Origin of the sequence: Mesorhizobium sp. WSM4884 (assembly GCF_029625675.1) — a bacterium.
GTDB lineage: Bacteria > Pseudomonadota > Alphaproteobacteria > Rhizobiales > Rhizobiaceae > Mesorhizobium.
The window spans coordinates 60525-76481 of record NZ_JARTVO010000024.1; the positions used below are offsets into that span (position 1 = coordinate 60525).

Below are 15957 nucleotides of genomic sequence, written 5' to 3' on the forward strand. Positions count from 1 at the left end.
ACTATACTATAACCCGGTCGAGGCAATGCGATGTCGAACGTCTACGATCTTGGAACCAATCTGGTGCGTCGTATCTATGAAAAGCGCATAGATGCACCAGCGATTCTTGATATCAGCACCCATTTCCCCAACGCGACGAAGTTCGCGGCCGCCTGGCAGAGTATCCGCGACGAAGCATTGGCGGTGCAGTTGAACAGGGTGCCGCGCTTCCACGACATCATGCCGGAGCAGGCTGAGATTTCGGCCAATGACGGCCTCGATTGGCGCATGTTCGTGCTCAAGGCCTACGACATGACGATTCCGGAAAACCTCGCGCGAATGCCCACCCTCGGCCGGCTGCTGTCCGAATGCCCCGAGGTCAAATCGGCGGCCGTCTCATTCCTGGCGCCGCGCAAGCATATCCCGCCCCATCGCGGTCCCTTTCGCGGCATCATGAGATTTCATCTCGGCCTGGTCATCCCGAAACAGGCGGATGGCCGGCCGGCGACGATCATGATGATCAACCATGAGGACAGGCGGATCTCCGACGGCGAGTGCATGCTTTGGGACGACACTTTCGAGCACGAGGTGATGAACAACGCCGATCAGGCGCGTATTGCCTTGCTGCTCGATGTGTGGCGTCCGGAAATGCCCCTGGACATGGAGATCCTGTCCAGGCTGATCGTTCGCGGCGTGCAGGTGGGAATGCACTACAGAGGAGTATCCTTCGCCGGCTGAAGCCTTACGCCCTCGCCTCGCGAAATCCCCTTGCGCTGCCGCCGCGCTTGACCGGCAACATCATGTCCCGGGCGAGCAACCCGCTGACGCGGCAGAAAGCCATGAAGGCGCGGCAGGCTTCCTCCGAGCTCGCGACATCGACGGTTGCGCCGAAGCAGGCGTTGAAGGCGAGATCATAGACCTTGCCCTGGCGGCGCTTCGGCCAGTCCTGCAGGAAGTCGAGCGCCTGCTCGACGCTGTAGATTTCCTCAACCGGCAGGCCGGGCGCGGGCGTGATGCGCACCGGCACCTCGAATTGCAGTCTGTCCATTCCCTGTCTCCCGAACTGGCGCAGCCCCGGCAACGCCGTTCGTCTGAAAGATTTCTTTTGACGCCTTCTGGGACAGGAATGTGACCTCAGTACGGTCGGCCGCCTGGGGTGCGGCGGATCGGCACCCTGATCACATTGTTCGACGGGGCGATGCGACAGGCATCGCCCCGTCGACTATTCCGCCAATTTCATTGGCGCCTACTGGTTTGCCGGGTCCGTCTCCGCCTCGTAGGCCATGCGCGAGACCACCATCAGCAGATAGGCGGACGGAATGGCGAAGATGACGCCGAGCACGATCGCGGCCGTCCCCTCCATGCGAAGCGTTTCGGCAATGGCCCAGTAGACGGTGCCGACGCAGATGATTGCCTGGACGGTGAGAAACGAGGCTGCCGAGGCAGCACGCGTGAGCGTTTTGAAGGTCTTGATACGTCGCATCGCGAAATGTCCAATGGACGCGCCACGCAGCCGGCGGGCAGCAGATGCCGTCGCCGGATCGCAGCGCGAAGGAATGTTTGAGATGTGAAAACTGCGGTCAGCGGCCGCCGGGTTCATGCCGTTGGTGGCGCGCGAGGCTGGTTGGCATGCGAGAGCGGCGCGGCCACTGGAACAGGCGCGATGTTCGCCTGTGCCGGCAAGGCCTGGCCACTGACAAGGAAATCGGATGCGGGGGCGAGCGCGCCGGGATTGCCGCTGACGAGCTTCAAGGGCAGCGGCCGGCCGGCGCGGGCCTCGATGGCCTGCGCCTTGCCGGTGACTCTCAGCAATGCAAGCGTTTCGCCCTGCCGCGTTGCGCTGAGGCTGGGGCCGCCTGCGGACGAGGCGGCGGATGCGGAGACTTCGGCCCGAGCGAAGCCCAGCAGCGCGAGCACGAGCATCGTCAGGGCCAAGCATGCGGTCCTCAATGGCTGCAGCGTCGATCTTGCGCGTTCCGATGCTGTCAACGGCATTAAATCTCCCATATCCAGACCGCCCTACCCCATGGGGCAGCGAAAGGAAAGCTTGCAACAAACCCGGAGGCGCCGGCTCTGCGCCAGCGAATATTCCCCGCAGCGAACCGGTTGAAGGCACTTCGTCCTTGAACCTTGCCGCTTCCGGTGCCAAATCTGGAGAAAATTCCCGCATCGGCTCGCGTCAGGAGCCAACCCGCAACGGACAAGAATGGTTACCTATCTCGACGCCGCAACGGCCCCCTTGAGAAACACCGGCCAGATTCGCCTTTATGGCGAAGAAGGCTTTGCCGGCATGCGCAAGGCCTGCGACCTCACCGCGCGCTGCCTCGACGGGCTCGTATCGATGGTGAAGCCCGGCGTCACTACCGAGACCATCGACCGCTTCGTCTTCGAGTTCGGCATGGACCACGGCGCGTTGCCGGCGACGCTCAACTATCGCGGCTACACCAAGTCCTCCTGCACCTCGATCAACCACGTCGTCTGCCACGGCATTCCCGACAACAAGCCGCTGAAGGACGGCGACATCGTCAACATCGACGTTACCTATATCCTCGACGGCTGGCATGGCGACTCCTCGCGCATGTATCCGGTGGGCACGATCAAGCGCGCCGCCGAGCGCCTGCTCGAGGTGACCTATGAATGCCTGATGCGCGGCATCGCCGCGATCAGGCCCGGCGCCCGTACCGGCGCCATCGGCGCCGCGATCCAGACCTATGCCGAGGCCGAGCGCTGTTCGGTGGTGCGCGACTTCTGCGGCCACGGCGTCGGCCAGCTTTTCCATGACGCGCCGAACATCCTGCACTACGGCACCGTCAACGAAGGCGTCGAGATGCGGCCCGGCATGATCTTCACCGTCGAGCCCATGATCAACCTCGGCCGCCCGCATGTGAAGGTGCTGTCGGATGGCTGGACGGCGGTGACGCGCGACCGTTCGCTGTCGGCACAATACGAGCACACGATCGGCGTCACCGATACCGGCTGCGAGATCTTCACGTTGTCGCCGAAAAAGCTCGACCGCCCCGGCCTGCCGACCTAAGGCGCGTCGCGCAGAAACGGATTCAGACGACGCGCTTTAACTCTTTGTTTTGATGCATGTCGTTCTCCCAAAACCGCTGCGCACTTTTGGGCGACATGCATTAGAGCATTCTTGCCGCCGGACCTTCCCGGCCGTGGCACTTGAAGTTTCCGCCACGACGTCCATGGTCCCGCGCAGGGGTATGCCGCTCATCGTATCGCTGTATGCAAGAGGCTTCCTCTTTTGGAGCCCACGCGGTCGCGACATTCGGCCCTCTGCGCCCGTGGCTACTCGATCCTTCCAGGCCGGGCTCCGCCTCATTGTCGCGATCGTCATTGTTGCATTTTTGTTACATGCGACATCGAAGAAAATGCCGCTTCATTCTACTTCATTCCACCATTGATCTGGGTCAACCGAGCATCTCTCCGCGGCTGTCATTGCTGCAGCGCACCAAATTCGAAATTTCAAGGAGAGATATTATGGTGAGAGACTGGATGGGGCCGCGACGGCGGGGGATCACGACAGTTGCCATCGCGCTTGTTGTGGCAGGGCTGCAGCAGGCCGCGGCGGCGGACATCCGATCGGTGGACACTGCTCCCATAGCGGCATCCAGCCCTTGGCAGATTCGCCTGCGCGCCCTGGGCGTGATCACGGACGACAAGGGCAACGTCAACGGAATCCCGGGCTCTGACCTTTCCTATTCGGACACGGTAACGCCGGAATTGGACATTTCCTATTACTTCACCGACAATCTCGCTGCCGAACTCATTCTCGGCACCACCTACGCCAATATCTACGGCGAGGGAACGATCGGCGGATTGGGCAAGATCGGCAAGGTCTGGTTGCTGCCGCCCACGCTCACGCTGCAATACCATTTCACCGATCTCGGCGCCTTCAAGCCCTATGTCGGTGCTGGCGTGAACTACACGATCTTTTACAACCAGGATGCCGGCAGTGCCGACGCTCTCCATGTCAAGGACACATTCGGCGGCGCTCTGCAGGTCGGATTCGATTACATGCTGGATCAGCACTGGGGCTTCAATTTCGACGTCAAGAAGCTCTTCCTGGAGCCGAAATTCGACGTCACGGTCGGCGGCACGGACTTTACGGGTAAGGCCAAGCTCAACCCGTGGCTGATCGGCACGGGCGTCACCTACCGCTTCTGACAAGGCAGGACGAAGGCCGATTGCCTGCATTTGAGTCGCTATTCGGAGGGTGCTTGCGCGCCCTCCTCGCGCATCGGGACGCCTTCGTCACCTTCAATGCGCAGGCAGGCCCCTCGAATCATCGTCGCGGCAGTGCGCGCATACCCGTCGACACGACCGAAGCCGGTGCAGGATTTCGCGCCCGCGCCGAAAAAAACTCGACTGGGCCCGGCCTGCCGGCTTAGAGTTTCTTCTTGCCGGGCCTTTCCGGCCAAGAGCGGGCGGCCTATGGGGGAAACCGGCGACGACGAGCGGGGATTTTTCGCGGAGCTGCCGATCCGGCGGTCCGCGAAGGCCGAGCCGGCCGAAAAGCCGCACTATCATGGTCATCGCGACCGCTTGCGCGAACGCTTCGTCGCCGGCGGACCGGATGCCCTGCCCGACTATGAGTTGCTCGAGCTCCTGCTTTTCCGGCTGATCCCGCGCGTTGACACCAAGCCGATCGCCAAGGCGCTGATCGCCCGCTTCGGCTCGCTGGCCGAGGTGCTCGGCGCGCCGCCTTCCCTGCTCGAGGAAGTCAAAGGCATCGGCCCGGCGGTGGCGACCGATCTCAAGGTCGTCGCGGCGACCGCCCAGCGCATGGCCCGCGGCGAAGTGCAGAGCCGCGAGGTTCTGTCCAACTGGCCGCAACTTCTCGACTATTGCCGTTCGGCGATGGCCTTCGAGACCCGCGAGCAGTTCCGCATCCTCTTCCTTGACAAGAAGAACGGGCTGATCGCCGACGAAGTGCAGCAGACCGGCACCGTCGACCACACGCCCGTCTATCCGCGCGAGGTGGTGAAGCGCGCACTCGAACTCTCCGCCAGCGCCATCATCCTGGTGCACAACCATCCGTCCGGCGACCCGACCCCCTCGCGCGCCGACATCGAGATGACCAAGCAGATCATCGATACGGCGAAGCCCCTCGGCATCGCCGTGCATGACCACATCATCATCGGCCGCAAGGGCAACGCCTCGATGAAAGGCCTGCTGCTGATTTGAGCCGACATTCGAGATTGCCTGGCGAACGACATCGTCTCCTCGTCAGATAGTCGGCTCTGGAATTTCAACAGGAAATCAAGCATGATGGGGCCTGGTATTTCCTTAGGATGCTTCGCGCTCCGGTGAAATATCGGGAGGACGGGACATGGCCATTGTGCTTGTACTCGTTTTGGTCGTCGTGGGCTCGGTGTTGTTCCACCTCCTGAGCCCATGGTGGTGGACGCCGATTGCCTCGAACTGGGACTATATCGACAACACCATCATCATCAGCTTCTGGATCACCGGCATCGTATTTTCCGCTGTCGTGCTCTTTATGGCCTATTGCGTCTTCCGCTTCCGGCATCGGGAAGGCAATCGCGCGGCATACGAACCGGAGAACAAGCGGCTGGAATCGTGGCTGATGATCGCCACCGCGGCCGGTGTCACCGCCTTGCTGGTTCCGGGCCTCTTCGTCTGGAGCCGCTTCGTGAACGTTCCCAGCGAGGCCGCCGATATCGAGGTTATCGGCCAGCAATGGCAATGGAGCTTCCGCCTGCCCGGCAAGGACGGCAAGCTCGGCACGTCCGACACCCGCATCGTATCGGCTGAAAACCCGCTCGGCATCGTGCCCAGCGACCCTAACGGCCAGGACGATATCGTGGTCGAGGCGGCGGACCTGCACTTGCCGGTCGGCAAGCCGGTCAAGGTGCTGTTGCGCTCGATCGACGTGCTGCACGATTTCTACATCCCGGAATTCCGCGCCAAGATGGACATGATCCCGGGGTCGGTCACCTATTTCTGGTTCACGCCAACCAGAACCGGAACCTTCCAGGTCTTGTGCGCCGAGCTGTGCGGCCAGGGACACCCACTGATGCATGGCCAGGTCGTGGTCGACACCGAGCAGGATTATCTGGCCTGGGTCGGCCAGCAGCAGACCTTTGCGCAATTGTCCGCGCCCAAGCAAACGGGCTCGGCGAACCAATCGTCCGGAAAGACGTCCGGTTTGGACGTCGCGGCAAGACTCGAAACGCTCGGGGCCCGCTGAACAGGGCACGGAGGTGCTCCCATGGTCGACGTCACACCTGCAGATGCCGTTCCCCCCGCCGAAGTCGGGGAGGTGGAACTCTACCATCCGCACAGCTGGTGGACGAAATACGTCTTCTCACAGGACGCCAAGGTCATAGCGGTCCAGTATTCGGCGACAGCAACGGCGATCGGCCTCGTCGCGCTAGTGCTGTCCTGGCTGATGCGCCTGCAACTCGGTTTCCCCGGCACGTTCGATTTCATCACTCCTGAAGCTTATTACCAGTTCATCACCATGCACGGCATGATCATGGTGATCTACCTGCTCACCGCGCTCTTCCTTGGCGGCTTCGGCAATTACCTCATCCCGCTGATGGTCGGCGCCCGCGACATGGTCTTCCCCTATGTCAACATGCTCAGCTATTGGGTCTATCTGCTCGCCGTGCTCGTCCTGGTATCGAGCTTCTTTGCGCCGGGCGGGCCAACCGGCGCGGGCTGGACGCTCTACCCGCCACAGGCGATCATGACCGGCACGCCGGGCGGCCAGGATTGGGGCATCATCCTGATGCTCTCCTCGCTCATCCTGTTCATCATCGGCTTTACCATGGGTGGCCTGAACTATGTGGTGACGGTGCTGCAGGGCCGCACGCGCGGCATGACCCTGATGCGCCTGCCGCTCACCGTCTGGGGCATCTTCACCGCCACCGTCATGGCGCTGCTCGCCTTCCCGGCGCTGTTCGTTGCTTGTGTCATGATGCTGCTCGACCGTCTGCTCGGCACCTCCTTCTTCATGCCGGCGATCGTCGAGATGGGCGCGCAGCTGCAGCACAATGGCGGCAGCCCGATCCTGTTCCAGCATCTGTTCTGGTTCTTCGGTCACCCGGAAGTCTACATCGTGGCGCTGCCGGCCTTCGGCATCGTGTCCGACCTGATCAGCACGCATGCGCGCAAGAACATCTTCGGCTACCGCATGATGGTCTGGGCCATCATCGCCATCGGTGCGCTGAGCTTCGTGGTCTGGGCGCACCACATGTATGTCAGCGGCATGAATCCCTATTTCGGCTTCTTCTTCGCCACCACGACGTTGATCATTGCCGTGCCGACCGCGATCAAGGTCTATAATTGGGTGCTGACCCTATGGCGCGGCGACATCCACCTCACCATACCCATGCTGTTCGCGCTCGCCTTCATCGTCACTTTCGTCAACGGCGGCCTGACGGGCTTGTTCCTCGGCAACGTCGTCGTCGACGTGCCGCTGTCGGACACGATGTTCGTCGTCGCCCATTTCCACATGGTCATGGGTGTCGCGCCGATCCTGGTGATCTTCGGCGCGATCTATCACTGGTATCCGAAGGTCACCGGACGGATGCTGGACGAGACGCTCGGCCGCTTCCATTTCTGGGTCACCTTCCTCGGCGCCTATCTGATCTTCTTCCCCATGCACTATCTCGGCCTGATGGGCGTTCCGCGGCGTTACGCCGAGCTGACCGACATGAATATCATGACGGAATCGGCCCACCATCTGAACTCGTTCATCAGCATCATGGCCTTCACTGTCGGCTTCGCCCAGATGGTGTTCCTGTTCAACCTGATCTGGAGCATCCGCCATGGCCGCGAGGCCGGCGGCAACCCGTGGCGGGCAACGACGCTCGAGTGGCAGACGCCTGAGACGCCGCCGGCGCATGGCAACTTCGGCAAGGAACTGCCGATCGTCTATCGCTGGGCTTACGACTACAGCGTGCCAGGGGCCAAGGAGGACTTCATCCCACAGAACGTGCCGGGCTCATTCGGCCCCTCCAGGGAGCCGGCATGAGCGTCATCCTGGTCTTTCTGCTGGTGATAGCCGGCTTTGCCGGTTGGTGGCTTTCGCACCAGCGGCTAATGGCGAAGCCGTGGCTGGAGCAAGGCGTGGCCGGGGACTTCGTCGGCTTCGACCGCTCGGCCCTGCCCACCGCCAAGATCGGCCTCGGTGTCTTCCTCGCTGTCGTCGGTTGCCTGTTCTCGCTATTCACCAGCGCCTATTTCATGCGCATGGGCCTGTCGGACTGGCGGCCGCTGCCGCTGCCGCGCCTGCTCTGGCTGAACACCGGTGTGCTGGTGCTGAGCAGCGTCGCGTTGCAATGTGCCGTGGTCGCCGCGCGCAGAGGCCAGGTGGACATGGTCAGGCTCGGTCTTGCAACGGCCGGGCTGACCGCCCTCGCCTTCCTGGCCGGCCAGTTGATGGCCTGGCGGCAGCTGACCGATGACGGCTACCTGCTCGCCTCCAACCCGGCCAACAGCTTCTTCTATCTGATCACCGCGATGCATGGCCTGCACATACTGGGCGGGCTGGTCGGCCTCGGCAGGACGAGCGCCGGCGCCTGGAACGGAGCGCGGCCGGAGCGGCTCAGCCTCAGCGTCGAGCTCTGCGCCATGTATTGGCATTTCCTGCTTTTCATCTGGCTCTGCATCTTCGCCGTTCTGGCCGGCTGGGCGACGACGTTCGTGAGCATTTGCCAACGGCTGCTGACCTAGGAGACTGGCGATGGCCGAGACGACACTGACGCATACCAGCCAGTTGGATCGCCCCCAAGGCTTGCGCGGGATCGCCGCCGACTGGGCCTCGGATCAGCGCGCGTTCAAGAACGTGTCCTGGGGCAAGGCCATGATGTGGATCTTCCTGCTCAGCGACACCTTCATCTTCGGTTGCTTCCTGCTTTCCTACATGACGGCGCGGATGTCCACGCGCGTGCCGTGGCCGAATCCGAGCGAGGTCTTCGCCCTGCGCATCGGCGGCTCGGAAATCCCGCTGATCCTGATCGCCATCATGACTTTCGTGCTGATCTCAAGCAGCGGGACCATGGCCATGGCGGTCAATTTCGGCTACCGCCGCGATCGCCGCAAAACCGCGATCCTGATGCTTTTGACCGCCGCGCTCGGCGCGACCTTCGTCGGCATGCAGGCCTTCGAATGGACCAAGCTGATCACCGAAGGGGTTCGTCCCTGGGGCAATCCCTGGGGAGCCGCGCAATTCGGCTCGTGCTTTTTCATGATCACCGGCTTTCACGGCACCCACGTGACCATCGGCGTGATCTTCCTGATCATCGTGGCGCGAAAAGTCTGGCGTGGCGATTTCGACATCGGACGACCCGGGTTTTTCACGAGCCGCCGCGGCCGCTACGAGAATGTCGAGATCATGGGACTCTACTGGCACTTCGTCGACCTGGTCTGGGTGTTCATTTTCGCCTTCTTCTATCTTTGGTGAGAGGCAGACATGACTGAAGCAACCGCAAACGGTCTTGGACAGCACGCACTGCATCCCCATGACGCGGCGATCGTCGCCAAGTCGGAGACGCATCAGGAGCACCCGATCAAGCTTTATCTGGTGGTCTGGGCGTGGCTGTTCATTCTCAGCACCTGCTCCTATCTGGTCGACTATTTCGGCATCCACGGCTATCTCAGATGGTCGCTGATCCTGATCTTCATGATGCTCAAGGCAGGACTGATCGTCGCCGTCTTCATGCATATGGCGTGGGAGCGGCTGGCGATGATGTATGCGATCATCCTGCCGCCGATACTGGTGCTGGTTTTCGTGACGATGATGGTCTTCGAGGCCGACTATACGCTGCTGACCCGTATCGCGTTTTTCGGGCCCGGCCCCTGACACCCGATACGGGGTCCATGCGCAGCACAACCGGCCGGGAACGGCCGGTTCCGGTGCCTTGAAACAACAGGCTGCCGGCCCATTTTGGTTTGGCGTAGGCGCCGTGAACTCGAGCAAAGGACGCGGACAATGACGATAGCAAACAAACTGAGAGACTTTATCGACGGCAAGGGTATCTCCTACGACACCGTCGGGCATCATCGAACTGCCACCAGCCGGCAGGCCGCCATTGCCGCCCACGTGCCTGGCAGCATCATGGCGAAGTCCGTGGTCGTTCACCACGAACTCGGCTATGCGCTGGCCGTGGTCCCAAGCACCCACAGGATCGAGCTCAACAAGCTGCAGGACGTCATGGACAGGCGCCTCGGCCTCGCTTCCGAAGACGAAGTGGTATCGCTCTTCGATGATTGCGACGTCGGTGCCATACCGCCGATCGGCGCGGCTTATGACGTGCCGGTCATCCTGGACGAAAGCCTCGGTGATGCCGCCGAGGTCTATTTCGAGGGCGGCGATCACAAGACGCTTGTGCATGTCAGCGGCAAGGATTTCCGCAACCTGACCACGGGCGCGCGTCAGGCGCGGTTCAGCCATCGGGCCTTCTAAAGGGCGTCGCGATCTTTCAGATTCGCGCCATGCGCTTTAGGTTTCTGATTTCGCGCATGTCTCCCGAAACCGGTTCCCACTTTCGGGAGACATGCTTTAAGCGCACCGGCACTTTCGCCGGTGCGCCATGACAGGGTTCGGTTCGTCAATTCGCCGGTCTGCGGGCGGCCGGCGGCTCCACGACCTTGCGGTACACATGCCAGGTGGCATGGCCAAGAATCGGCAGCACCACCGCCAGTCCCGCGAACACAGGCAGCGAGCCGACGATAAGCCCAACGGCGACGATAAGTCCCCAGATGGCCATCACAATGGGGTTGGCCAGGACCACGCGCACTGAAGTGTGAATGGCCTCATATGCCCCGACATCGCGATCGAGCAGCAACGGGAAAGCGACCACGGTAGTGCACAACACGACCACGGCGAATACGAACCCGATGGCGTGACCCAGCACGATCAAAGTCCAGCCGCGTCCGGTGGCGAATATCTCATTGATGAAGCTCGACAGTGACGCCGGCGGTTCGGGGCCGAACAGTTGCTCATAGAAAATCTTGGCGGTCAAAAGCCAAGCGATGAAGATCGCGAACAGCATGATCCCGACCGCGGCGATGGCCGGCAGCGCCGGAGAGTTCCTGACCTCGAACGCGTGGCGCCAAGACGCATCGAGACCGGCTTCGCGTCTGCGGCTGATCTCGTAGAGGCCGATCGCCGCGAATGGGCCGATCAGCGCAAATCCGGACACCAGCGGAAACAGCAGCGGCAGCGCGTTTGCTCCCGACGTCCAAGTGGCAAGCACCACGCCGACGAGCGGGTAGATCATGCACAGAAAGACGATGTGCGAGGGTTTGACCATGAAGTCTTCGACACCGCGCCGAAGCGCGTCAAAGAGGTCGGAAACGCCGATCTTTCTGACTCTGGTATGCTCCAGCGTCTCGCTGGCCCCTGCAATCACGTGAAAGCTTGCCATGACCAATCCTCCAGACCAAGTCCGGCAGGGTCGCGGATCTTTACGGTGCTACCGCTCTGCGTGGCTGGCCACGCAAAACCGCGACCTGCACCCGGTATCAACATACTCCTTTGCACCCGATTTGTCGCCCTCCGGACGGCGCCGAGTGAATGCTCCACCGCCTACAAGGCGGTGGCTTCAGGTTACGGCTTAAAGCCGGATCGGTCCGCCCGCCGGCGGACTGGCGCCAACTCATGTCACGTTGAAGTTGTCGTCGGGCTCAGGTGGTGTCTGGTTCTTGATGTACTCAACCCACATCTCGTCGGTAACGTTCCCGCTCGTCGCCGCCCAGTAACCCCTCGCCCACAAGTGCTGGCCCCAGTAGCGCTTGCGCAATATCCCGAACTCGCTCAGCAGCTTGTGCGAACTGCGCCCCTTCAGGTATTGCACCGCACGCGATACCGACAGGTTCGGCGGGATCGATACCAGCATGTGCACATGGTCCCGGTTGATCGACCCGGCGTGCACCACCATCTCATGCGCTTGCGCCGTCTCGCGCAGCAGTTCCCGGCATCGATTTCCAACGTCGCCGCCAAGCACCGCGTAGCGGTACTTCGTCACCCACACCAGGTGATATTTACAGTCCCAAACCGTATGGCTGCCGCGCTTGTAAGCTTCCATCCAGCCAATCTACACTGCAAACGTCGCAATCCCAGCCGCCTAAAGGCGTGGGGTTTCCTGATCCCCTATCGGGGACTCTAAAGCATGCCTCCCGAAAGCGGGAACCGGTTTTGGGACAAGACATGCGTAAAATCAAAAACCTAAAGCGCAAGGAACGAATCTGAAAGATCGCGACGCGCTTTAGGTGCATGTCGCCCAAGAGTGCGCAGCGGTTTTGGGAGAACGATACCGCATCAAAACAGAGACTTAACGCGCGTCACCTGAATCCATTTGTGCGCGACGCGCTTTAATGGTCAGCCGCATCAGCGTTCTGGCTCCAGGGCCGCTTTTTCGGTATTCTTAAGATGCGAAGGTGAACGTCATGGACACGCGGACGCTTCTCATACTCGGCCTTGGCATAGTTATTCTGCTGCTGTTGGGATTTTTTGCGCTGCCGGCGTGACGGCGCCGAGCGCGATATTCAACTGCGCAACTGCCGACCGTCTTCCTTCGGAATAAGCAGGCGACCACCAAATGGGCCTGGGAGGGCCGCGCTTACTTGGAAAACTGCTTCAGGTAGGCGATGACGTTGGCTATGTCCTGATCGCTCTTGAGGCCTGGAAACGCCATCTTCGTTCCTTTGACCATGGCCTTGGGATCGTGAAGATAGGTCGTCAATGTGGGTTCGTCCCATTTGACGCCGGACTTTCCGGCCGCGATCATGGCCGCGGAATAGGTGAAATCCGGATGTGTGCCCGCCGTGCGCCCGATGACGCCATGCAGGGACGGGCCGACCTTATTCTTGTCCTGATCCGCGATGTGGCAGACCTTGCACTTGGTGAAGACCTTCTCACCTGCGGCGGCGTCCTGCGCCTGCGATGGGCTTGCAAAGAAGGTCGTGGCGGACAAGACAATGAAAAGCGCGGTTGCGCGCATGGCACTTCCTCCCTGATCGTCGTTTACGTCGGACGATCCGCACCACACCAGCCCGCTGGCATACCCTGCACGGTGGAGCGGAATGTCCGTGTCTCTTCAGTGGAATTGCGGCATCTACATACCACAGAATCATCTCAATGGGTAGAAAAAGCCAGCTTTTGCGAAGGCTAAGGCTGCGAGGGGTAGCCGTCCGAAACGGCAAAAGCAGCAGAAACAGGGTCGGGTTTCGCCGGCTCCCATTTTCGGTGTCGTCGTCCGTGCAAGCCTGTTCTGGACGGCACGATCAGGGCGGGTCGGTCTTGCAACTTGCAGCGATCTGGCCGATTGCCTCCGACAGTCCGGCGAGATCGAAATCGGCCTCGCCGCGGCCCGACAGCAGGCCGAAGCGCCATGACAGCAGCAGCCGGTTCGCGGAAACCAGCCGCTTGATGCCGTCATCCCCTTCCCTGACCAGCAATTTGCCGCGTGGGCCGACGGACCAGCTTTCGTCGAATTTGCTGCCGCCGTCGACCATGACCGACATGGTGATCTTGCGGCTGGCCGAAACAGCGTCGTTGAGCTGCAGCCATTCGCTCCAGCGCGGTTCACCGTCGGACCGGCAGGCCAGCGTCAGCACCGGACTGTAGCCCAGCGCGCCGCCGCCGGTGATCAGCTTGTTGGTAGCGTAAAGCGATGCGGTCACCTGGCCGCCGGCGGCATCGACGCGCCAGTTGCCGAGATCGGGTCCGGCTTGAGCAACACAAGCCGAGGCAAGCAAGAGCGCCGCGGCAACAACCACGCCCCTCATCTTGAATGCCATGATCACCCGCGCCTCCAAACAACCCCGCCAAATGCGATACCGCGCAGATAATCATCAACGTTCGGTATCGCCAGCAGCTGGCATTCATCCGAAGGCGATTGTGTTGCCGCGCGGCAACAACGAAAAAGGCCGCCTCGAGGGCGGCCTTTCCAAATCACGTATCGAGCCGTTTTTTACTCGGCGTCCTTGGCGGCTTTCTTCTTCGGCGCGGCCTTCTTCTTGGGCTCTTCCGCCTCGCCGGCGGCCTCGCCCGACTTTGATTCACTTGCCTTGGCCTCGGCCTTCTTCGAGGAAGCCTTCTTCGCCGGCTTCGCCTTGGTCGCGGTTTCGGCCTCCTCGTCGTCGGCCATCAATTCTTCCTTGCTGACCTTGACGTCATCAACCGAGATTTGGCCGAGCAGGTAGTCAACGACCTTCTCCTCGAACATCGGTGCGCGCAGCGAATTGATCGCCTCGGGGTTGCTGCGATAGAACTCGAAGGCTTCCTGCTGCTGGTTGGCCGGGAAGCGGCGGACCTGCTCGAACAGGCCGCGCTGCAGCTCTTCGTCCGATACTGTGACGCCGGCCTTCTCGCCGATCTCGGCAAGAACCAGGCCGAGACGCACGCGGCGCTCGGCCAGGCGCATATATTCGGCGCGCGCCTCTTCTTCCGTCGTCTCCTCGTCGGCGAAGGTGCGGCCGGCGGCTTCGAGGTCGCGGTTGACCTGCGCCCAGATGTTGTTGAACTCGGCCTCGACGAGCTTCGACGGCGCCTCGAAGGAATAGGCGGCGTCGAGCTGATCCAGCAGCTGGCGCTTCACCTTCTGGCGTGTCATCGAACCGAACTGGTTCTCGATCTGGCCGCGCACGATCTCGCGCAGGCGCTCCAGCGATTCCAGGCCAAGATTCTTGGCGGTTTCGTCATTGATCTCGAGCTCGCCGGGCTTGGCCACTTCCTTGACGGTGACGTCGAAGGTGGCTTCCTTGCCGGCCAGATGCGCCGCCTGGTAGTTCTCCGGGAAGGTGACGGTGATTTGCTTCTCTTCGCCGGCCTTGGTGCCGATCAGCTGGTCCTCGAAGCCCGGAATGAACTCCTTCGAACCGAGCACCAGCGGCTGGTCGGTGCCGGCGCCGCCAGCGAAGGCTTCGCCGCCGATCTTGCCGACATAGTCGATGCTCACGCGGTCGCCCTCCGCGGCCTTGCCGTCCTTGGGCTCGTAGCTGCGCGCAGATTCGGCGACCCGCTTTACCTGGTCTTCAATCTCAGACTCCGGCACGTCGTAAACCTGACGCCTCACCTTGATGTCGGAGAAATCCTTGATCTCGATCGCCGGGATGACCTCGTAGTTGAGGCGGAACTCGAAGTCGGCGCCGCCGGCCAGGATCTTCTCGGCTTCCTTTTCGTCCTCGGTCATGATCACTTCGGGCTGCATGGCGGCCTTCTCGCCGCGGCCCGAGATGATCGAACGGGTCGAGTCGTTGAGGATCTCGTTGACGACCTCGGCCATGAACGACTTGCCGTACATCTTGCGCAGGTGCTGCACCGGCACCTTGCCCGGACGGAAGCCGTTGATCCGCACCTTGTCGCGGGCATCGTTCAGCCGCGCCATCAGCTTGGCTTCCATGTCACCGGCCGGCACGGTGATCTTGATCTCGCGCTTGAGACCGGAGTTGAGCGTTTCGGTGACCTGCATCCTAAAACCTTTGTTTTCACCAATGAGGCTGCCAAACGGTTCTTAGCCGTTCACAGCCTGCCGGTATAATCTTGCCGGAAATGGCTTTTGGTACGGAACCTGGTGATTTGACCGCCAATGCGGCTCAAACTCTCCTGACCTATGCTTCCAAAAATGTGAAGAAGTCTTTGTTTTTCCTACTTCTTTTCACATTCTGCAGAAGCGGATAGTCGCGTTCCGTCACATTCGACACGCCTTTTGTCACAGGCTAGGCTAATTTTCAACCATCTTCGCGATTAGCGAATGACGGTGATTTGGACCCCGACATTGACAGAATGATGGCTACATGGGATTGCCGGGATGCGCGGATGTGGCGGAATTGGTAGACGCCCTGGATTTAGGTTCCAGTGCCGAAAGGCGTGGGGGTTCGAGTCCCTTCATCCGCACCACCCTTCGCTCTGACGGGTAGTGTGCTGAGAGTTCTGCAAATTCGCTGCGAGAGGGCGGTCATGGCAGGCTGGTGATGTTCAACGTCACCGAT

General features: G+C 61.4%; 18 protein-coding genes and 1 tRNA gene. 11 read left to right on the plus strand and 8 right to left on the minus strand.

From position 1 onward, the window contains the following. Window positions 1-30: 30 nt before the first annotated feature. Window positions 31-717 carry an aspartyl/asparaginyl beta-hydroxylase domain-containing protein gene (locus P9236_RS26830; protein ID WP_278077645.1) on the plus strand — a complete coding sequence of 229 codons (687 nt, stop codon included), beginning with the start codon at window positions 31-33 and terminating at the stop codon, window positions 715-717. A 4-nt stretch (window positions 718-721) separates the two neighbouring features. Here P9236_RS26830 and P9236_RS26835 read toward each other — a convergent pair whose 3' ends face one another. The 3 genes from P9236_RS26835 to P9236_RS26845 all read right to left on the minus strand — a co-directional run bounded on the left by P9236_RS26835 (window position 722) and on the right by P9236_RS26845 (window position 1914). Then, window positions 722-1027: a DUF982 domain-containing protein gene (locus P9236_RS26835; protein WP_278077646.1), complete on the minus strand. Its 306-nt coding sequence runs from the start codon at window positions 1025-1027 to the stop codon at window positions 722-724. 198 nt (window positions 1028-1225) lie between these two features. Further along, entirely contained in the window at window positions 1226-1462 is a 237-nt protein-coding gene (locus tag P9236_RS26840; RefSeq protein ID WP_278077647.1) for a hypothetical protein, read from the minus strand. 113 nt (window positions 1463-1575) lie between these two features. Beyond that, window positions 1576-1914, minus strand: a complete 339-nt coding sequence (locus P9236_RS26845) for a hypothetical protein (protein WP_278077648.1) — start codon at window positions 1912-1914, stop codon at window positions 1576-1578. A 271-nt stretch (window positions 1915-2185) separates the two neighbouring features. Between P9236_RS26845 and map the strand changes: the two genes are divergently transcribed. The 9 genes from map (at window position 2186) to P9236_RS26890 (ending at window position 10426) form a co-directional block, all read left to right on the plus strand. Further along, the gene (map, locus tag P9236_RS26850) at window positions 2186-3013 is read left to right on the plus strand and encodes a type I methionyl aminopeptidase (protein ID WP_278077649.1); all 828 of its coding nucleotides are present in this window, start codon (window positions 2186-2188) and stop codon (window positions 3011-3013) included. A gap of 473 nt (window positions 3014-3486) precedes the next feature. Beyond that, window positions 3487-4158 carry an OmpW family protein gene (locus P9236_RS26855; protein ID WP_278077666.1) on the plus strand — a complete coding sequence of 224 codons (672 nt, stop codon included), beginning with the start codon at window positions 3487-3489 and terminating at the stop codon, window positions 4156-4158. A gap of 267 nt (window positions 4159-4425) precedes the next feature. Beyond that, a complete protein-coding gene (gene radC, locus P9236_RS26860) occupies window positions 4426-5178 on the plus strand; it encodes a DNA repair protein RadC (RefSeq protein ID WP_278077650.1) in 753 nt (250 codons plus the stop codon). 145 nt (window positions 5179-5323) lie between these two features. Then, window positions 5324-6202 carry a cytochrome c oxidase subunit II gene (locus P9236_RS26865; RefSeq protein ID WP_278077651.1) on the plus strand — a complete coding sequence of 293 codons (879 nt, stop codon included), beginning with the start codon at window positions 5324-5326 and terminating at the stop codon, window positions 6200-6202. A 21-nt stretch (window positions 6203-6223) separates the two neighbouring features. Further along, entirely contained in the window at window positions 6224-7993 is a 1770-nt protein-coding gene (gene ctaD, locus P9236_RS26870; RefSeq protein WP_278077652.1) for a cytochrome c oxidase subunit I, read from the plus strand. Beyond that, window positions 7990-8694, plus strand: a complete 705-nt coding sequence (locus tag P9236_RS26875; RefSeq protein ID WP_278077653.1) for a cytochrome c oxidase subunit 3 — start codon at window positions 7990-7992, stop codon at window positions 8692-8694. Before ctaD ends, P9236_RS26875 begins: the two co-directional genes overlap by 4 nt. Before the next feature lie 10 nt (window positions 8695-8704). Then, window positions 8705-9424, plus strand: coding sequence for a heme-copper oxidase subunit III family protein (locus P9236_RS26880; protein WP_278077654.1), 720 nt, complete (start codon window positions 8705-8707; stop codon window positions 9422-9424). A gap of 9 nt (window positions 9425-9433) precedes the next feature. Continuing rightward, the gene (locus tag P9236_RS26885) at window positions 9434-9823 is read left to right on the plus strand and encodes a cytochrome C oxidase subunit IV family protein (protein ID WP_278077655.1); all 390 of its coding nucleotides are present in this window, start codon (window positions 9434-9436) and stop codon (window positions 9821-9823) included. A 129-nt stretch (window positions 9824-9952) separates the two neighbouring features. After that, window positions 9953-10426, plus strand: coding sequence for an aminoacyl-tRNA deacylase (locus tag P9236_RS26890; RefSeq protein WP_278077656.1), 474 nt, complete (start codon window positions 9953-9955; stop codon window positions 10424-10426). A gap of 145 nt (window positions 10427-10571) precedes the next feature. On the opposite strand, the gene P9236_RS26895 is transcribed toward P9236_RS26890, so the two are convergent. The 5 genes from P9236_RS26895 to tig form a co-directional block, all read right to left on the minus strand. Then, window positions 10572-11390, minus strand: a complete 819-nt coding sequence (locus P9236_RS26895) for a DUF2189 domain-containing protein (protein ID WP_278077667.1) — start codon at window positions 11388-11390, stop codon at window positions 10572-10574. 231 nt (window positions 11391-11621) lie between these two features. Further along, window positions 11622-12050 carry an IS200/IS605 family transposase gene (gene tnpA / locus P9236_RS26900; protein ID WP_278073213.1) on the minus strand — a complete coding sequence of 143 codons (429 nt, stop codon included), beginning with the start codon at window positions 12048-12050 and terminating at the stop codon, window positions 11622-11624. 534 nt (window positions 12051-12584) lie between these two features. Next, complete coding sequence (locus P9236_RS26905; protein WP_278077657.1) at window positions 12585-12965, minus strand: cytochrome c family protein; 381 nt, start codon at window positions 12963-12965, stop codon at window positions 12585-12587. Between the two features lie 283 nt (window positions 12966-13248). After that, entirely contained in the window at window positions 13249-13764 is a 516-nt protein-coding gene (locus P9236_RS26910) for a hypothetical protein (RefSeq protein ID WP_278077658.1), read from the minus strand. 173 nt (window positions 13765-13937) lie between these two features. Next, window positions 13938-15437: a trigger factor gene (gene tig / locus P9236_RS26915; RefSeq protein WP_278077659.1), complete on the minus strand. Its 1500-nt coding sequence runs from the start codon at window positions 15435-15437 to the stop codon at window positions 13938-13940. Between the two features lie 343 nt (window positions 15438-15780). Between tig and P9236_RS26920 the strand changes: the two genes are divergently transcribed. Beyond that, window positions 15781-15865: transfer RNA gene (locus tag P9236_RS26920), tRNA-Leu, on the plus strand. Window positions 15866-15957: the final 92 nt, after the last annotated feature.

What these genes read in the sequence shown, in the direction of transcription:
- P9236_RS26830 (WP_278077645.1), top strand. Translation starts at nt 31, where the DNA reads ATGTCGAACGTCTACGATCTTGGAACCAATCTGGTGCGTCGTATCTAT.
- P9236_RS26835 (WP_278077646.1), bottom strand. Translation starts at nt 1,027, where the DNA reads ATGGACAGACTGCAATTCGAGGTGCCGGTGCGCATCACGCCCGCGCCC.
- P9236_RS26840 (WP_278077647.1), bottom strand. Translation starts at nt 1,462, where the DNA reads ATGCGACGTATCAAGACCTTCAAAACGCTCACGCGTGCTGCCTCGGCA.
- map (WP_278077649.1), top strand. Translation starts at nt 2,186, where the DNA reads ATGGTTACCTATCTCGACGCCGCAACGGCCCCCTTGAGAAACACCGGC.
- P9236_RS26855 (WP_278077666.1), top strand. Translation starts at nt 3,487, where the DNA reads ATGGGGCCGCGACGGCGGGGGATCACGACAGTTGCCATCGCGCTTGTT.
- radC (WP_278077650.1), top strand. Translation starts at nt 4,426, where the DNA reads ATGGGGGAAACCGGCGACGACGAGCGGGGATTTTTCGCGGAGCTGCCG.
- P9236_RS26865 (WP_278077651.1), top strand. Translation starts at nt 5,324, where the DNA reads ATGGCCATTGTGCTTGTACTCGTTTTGGTCGTCGTGGGCTCGGTGTTG.
- ctaD (WP_278077652.1), top strand. Translation starts at nt 6,224, where the DNA reads ATGGTCGACGTCACACCTGCAGATGCCGTTCCCCCCGCCGAAGTCGGG.
- P9236_RS26875 (WP_278077653.1), top strand. Translation starts at nt 7,990, where the DNA reads ATGAGCGTCATCCTGGTCTTTCTGCTGGTGATAGCCGGCTTTGCCGGT.
- P9236_RS26880 (WP_278077654.1), top strand. Translation starts at nt 8,705, where the DNA reads ATGGCCGAGACGACACTGACGCATACCAGCCAGTTGGATCGCCCCCAA.
- P9236_RS26885 (WP_278077655.1), top strand. Translation starts at nt 9,434, where the DNA reads ATGACTGAAGCAACCGCAAACGGTCTTGGACAGCACGCACTGCATCCC.
- P9236_RS26890 (WP_278077656.1), top strand. Translation starts at nt 9,953, where the DNA reads ATGACGATAGCAAACAAACTGAGAGACTTTATCGACGGCAAGGGTATC.
- P9236_RS26895 (WP_278077667.1), bottom strand. Translation starts at nt 11,390, where the DNA reads ATGGCAAGCTTTCACGTGATTGCAGGGGCCAGCGAGACGCTGGAGCAT.
- tnpA (WP_278073213.1), bottom strand. Translation starts at nt 12,050, where the DNA reads ATGGAAGCTTACAAGCGCGGCAGCCATACGGTTTGGGACTGTAAATAT.
- P9236_RS26905 (WP_278077657.1), bottom strand. Translation starts at nt 12,965, where the DNA reads ATGCGCGCAACCGCGCTTTTCATTGTCTTGTCCGCCACGACCTTCTTT.
- P9236_RS26910 (WP_278077658.1), bottom strand. Translation starts at nt 13,764, where the DNA reads ATGGCATTCAAGATGAGGGGCGTGGTTGTTGCCGCGGCGCTCTTGCTT.
- tig (WP_278077659.1), bottom strand. Translation starts at nt 15,437, where the DNA reads ATGCAGGTCACCGAAACGCTCAACTCCGGTCTCAAGCGCGAGATCAAG.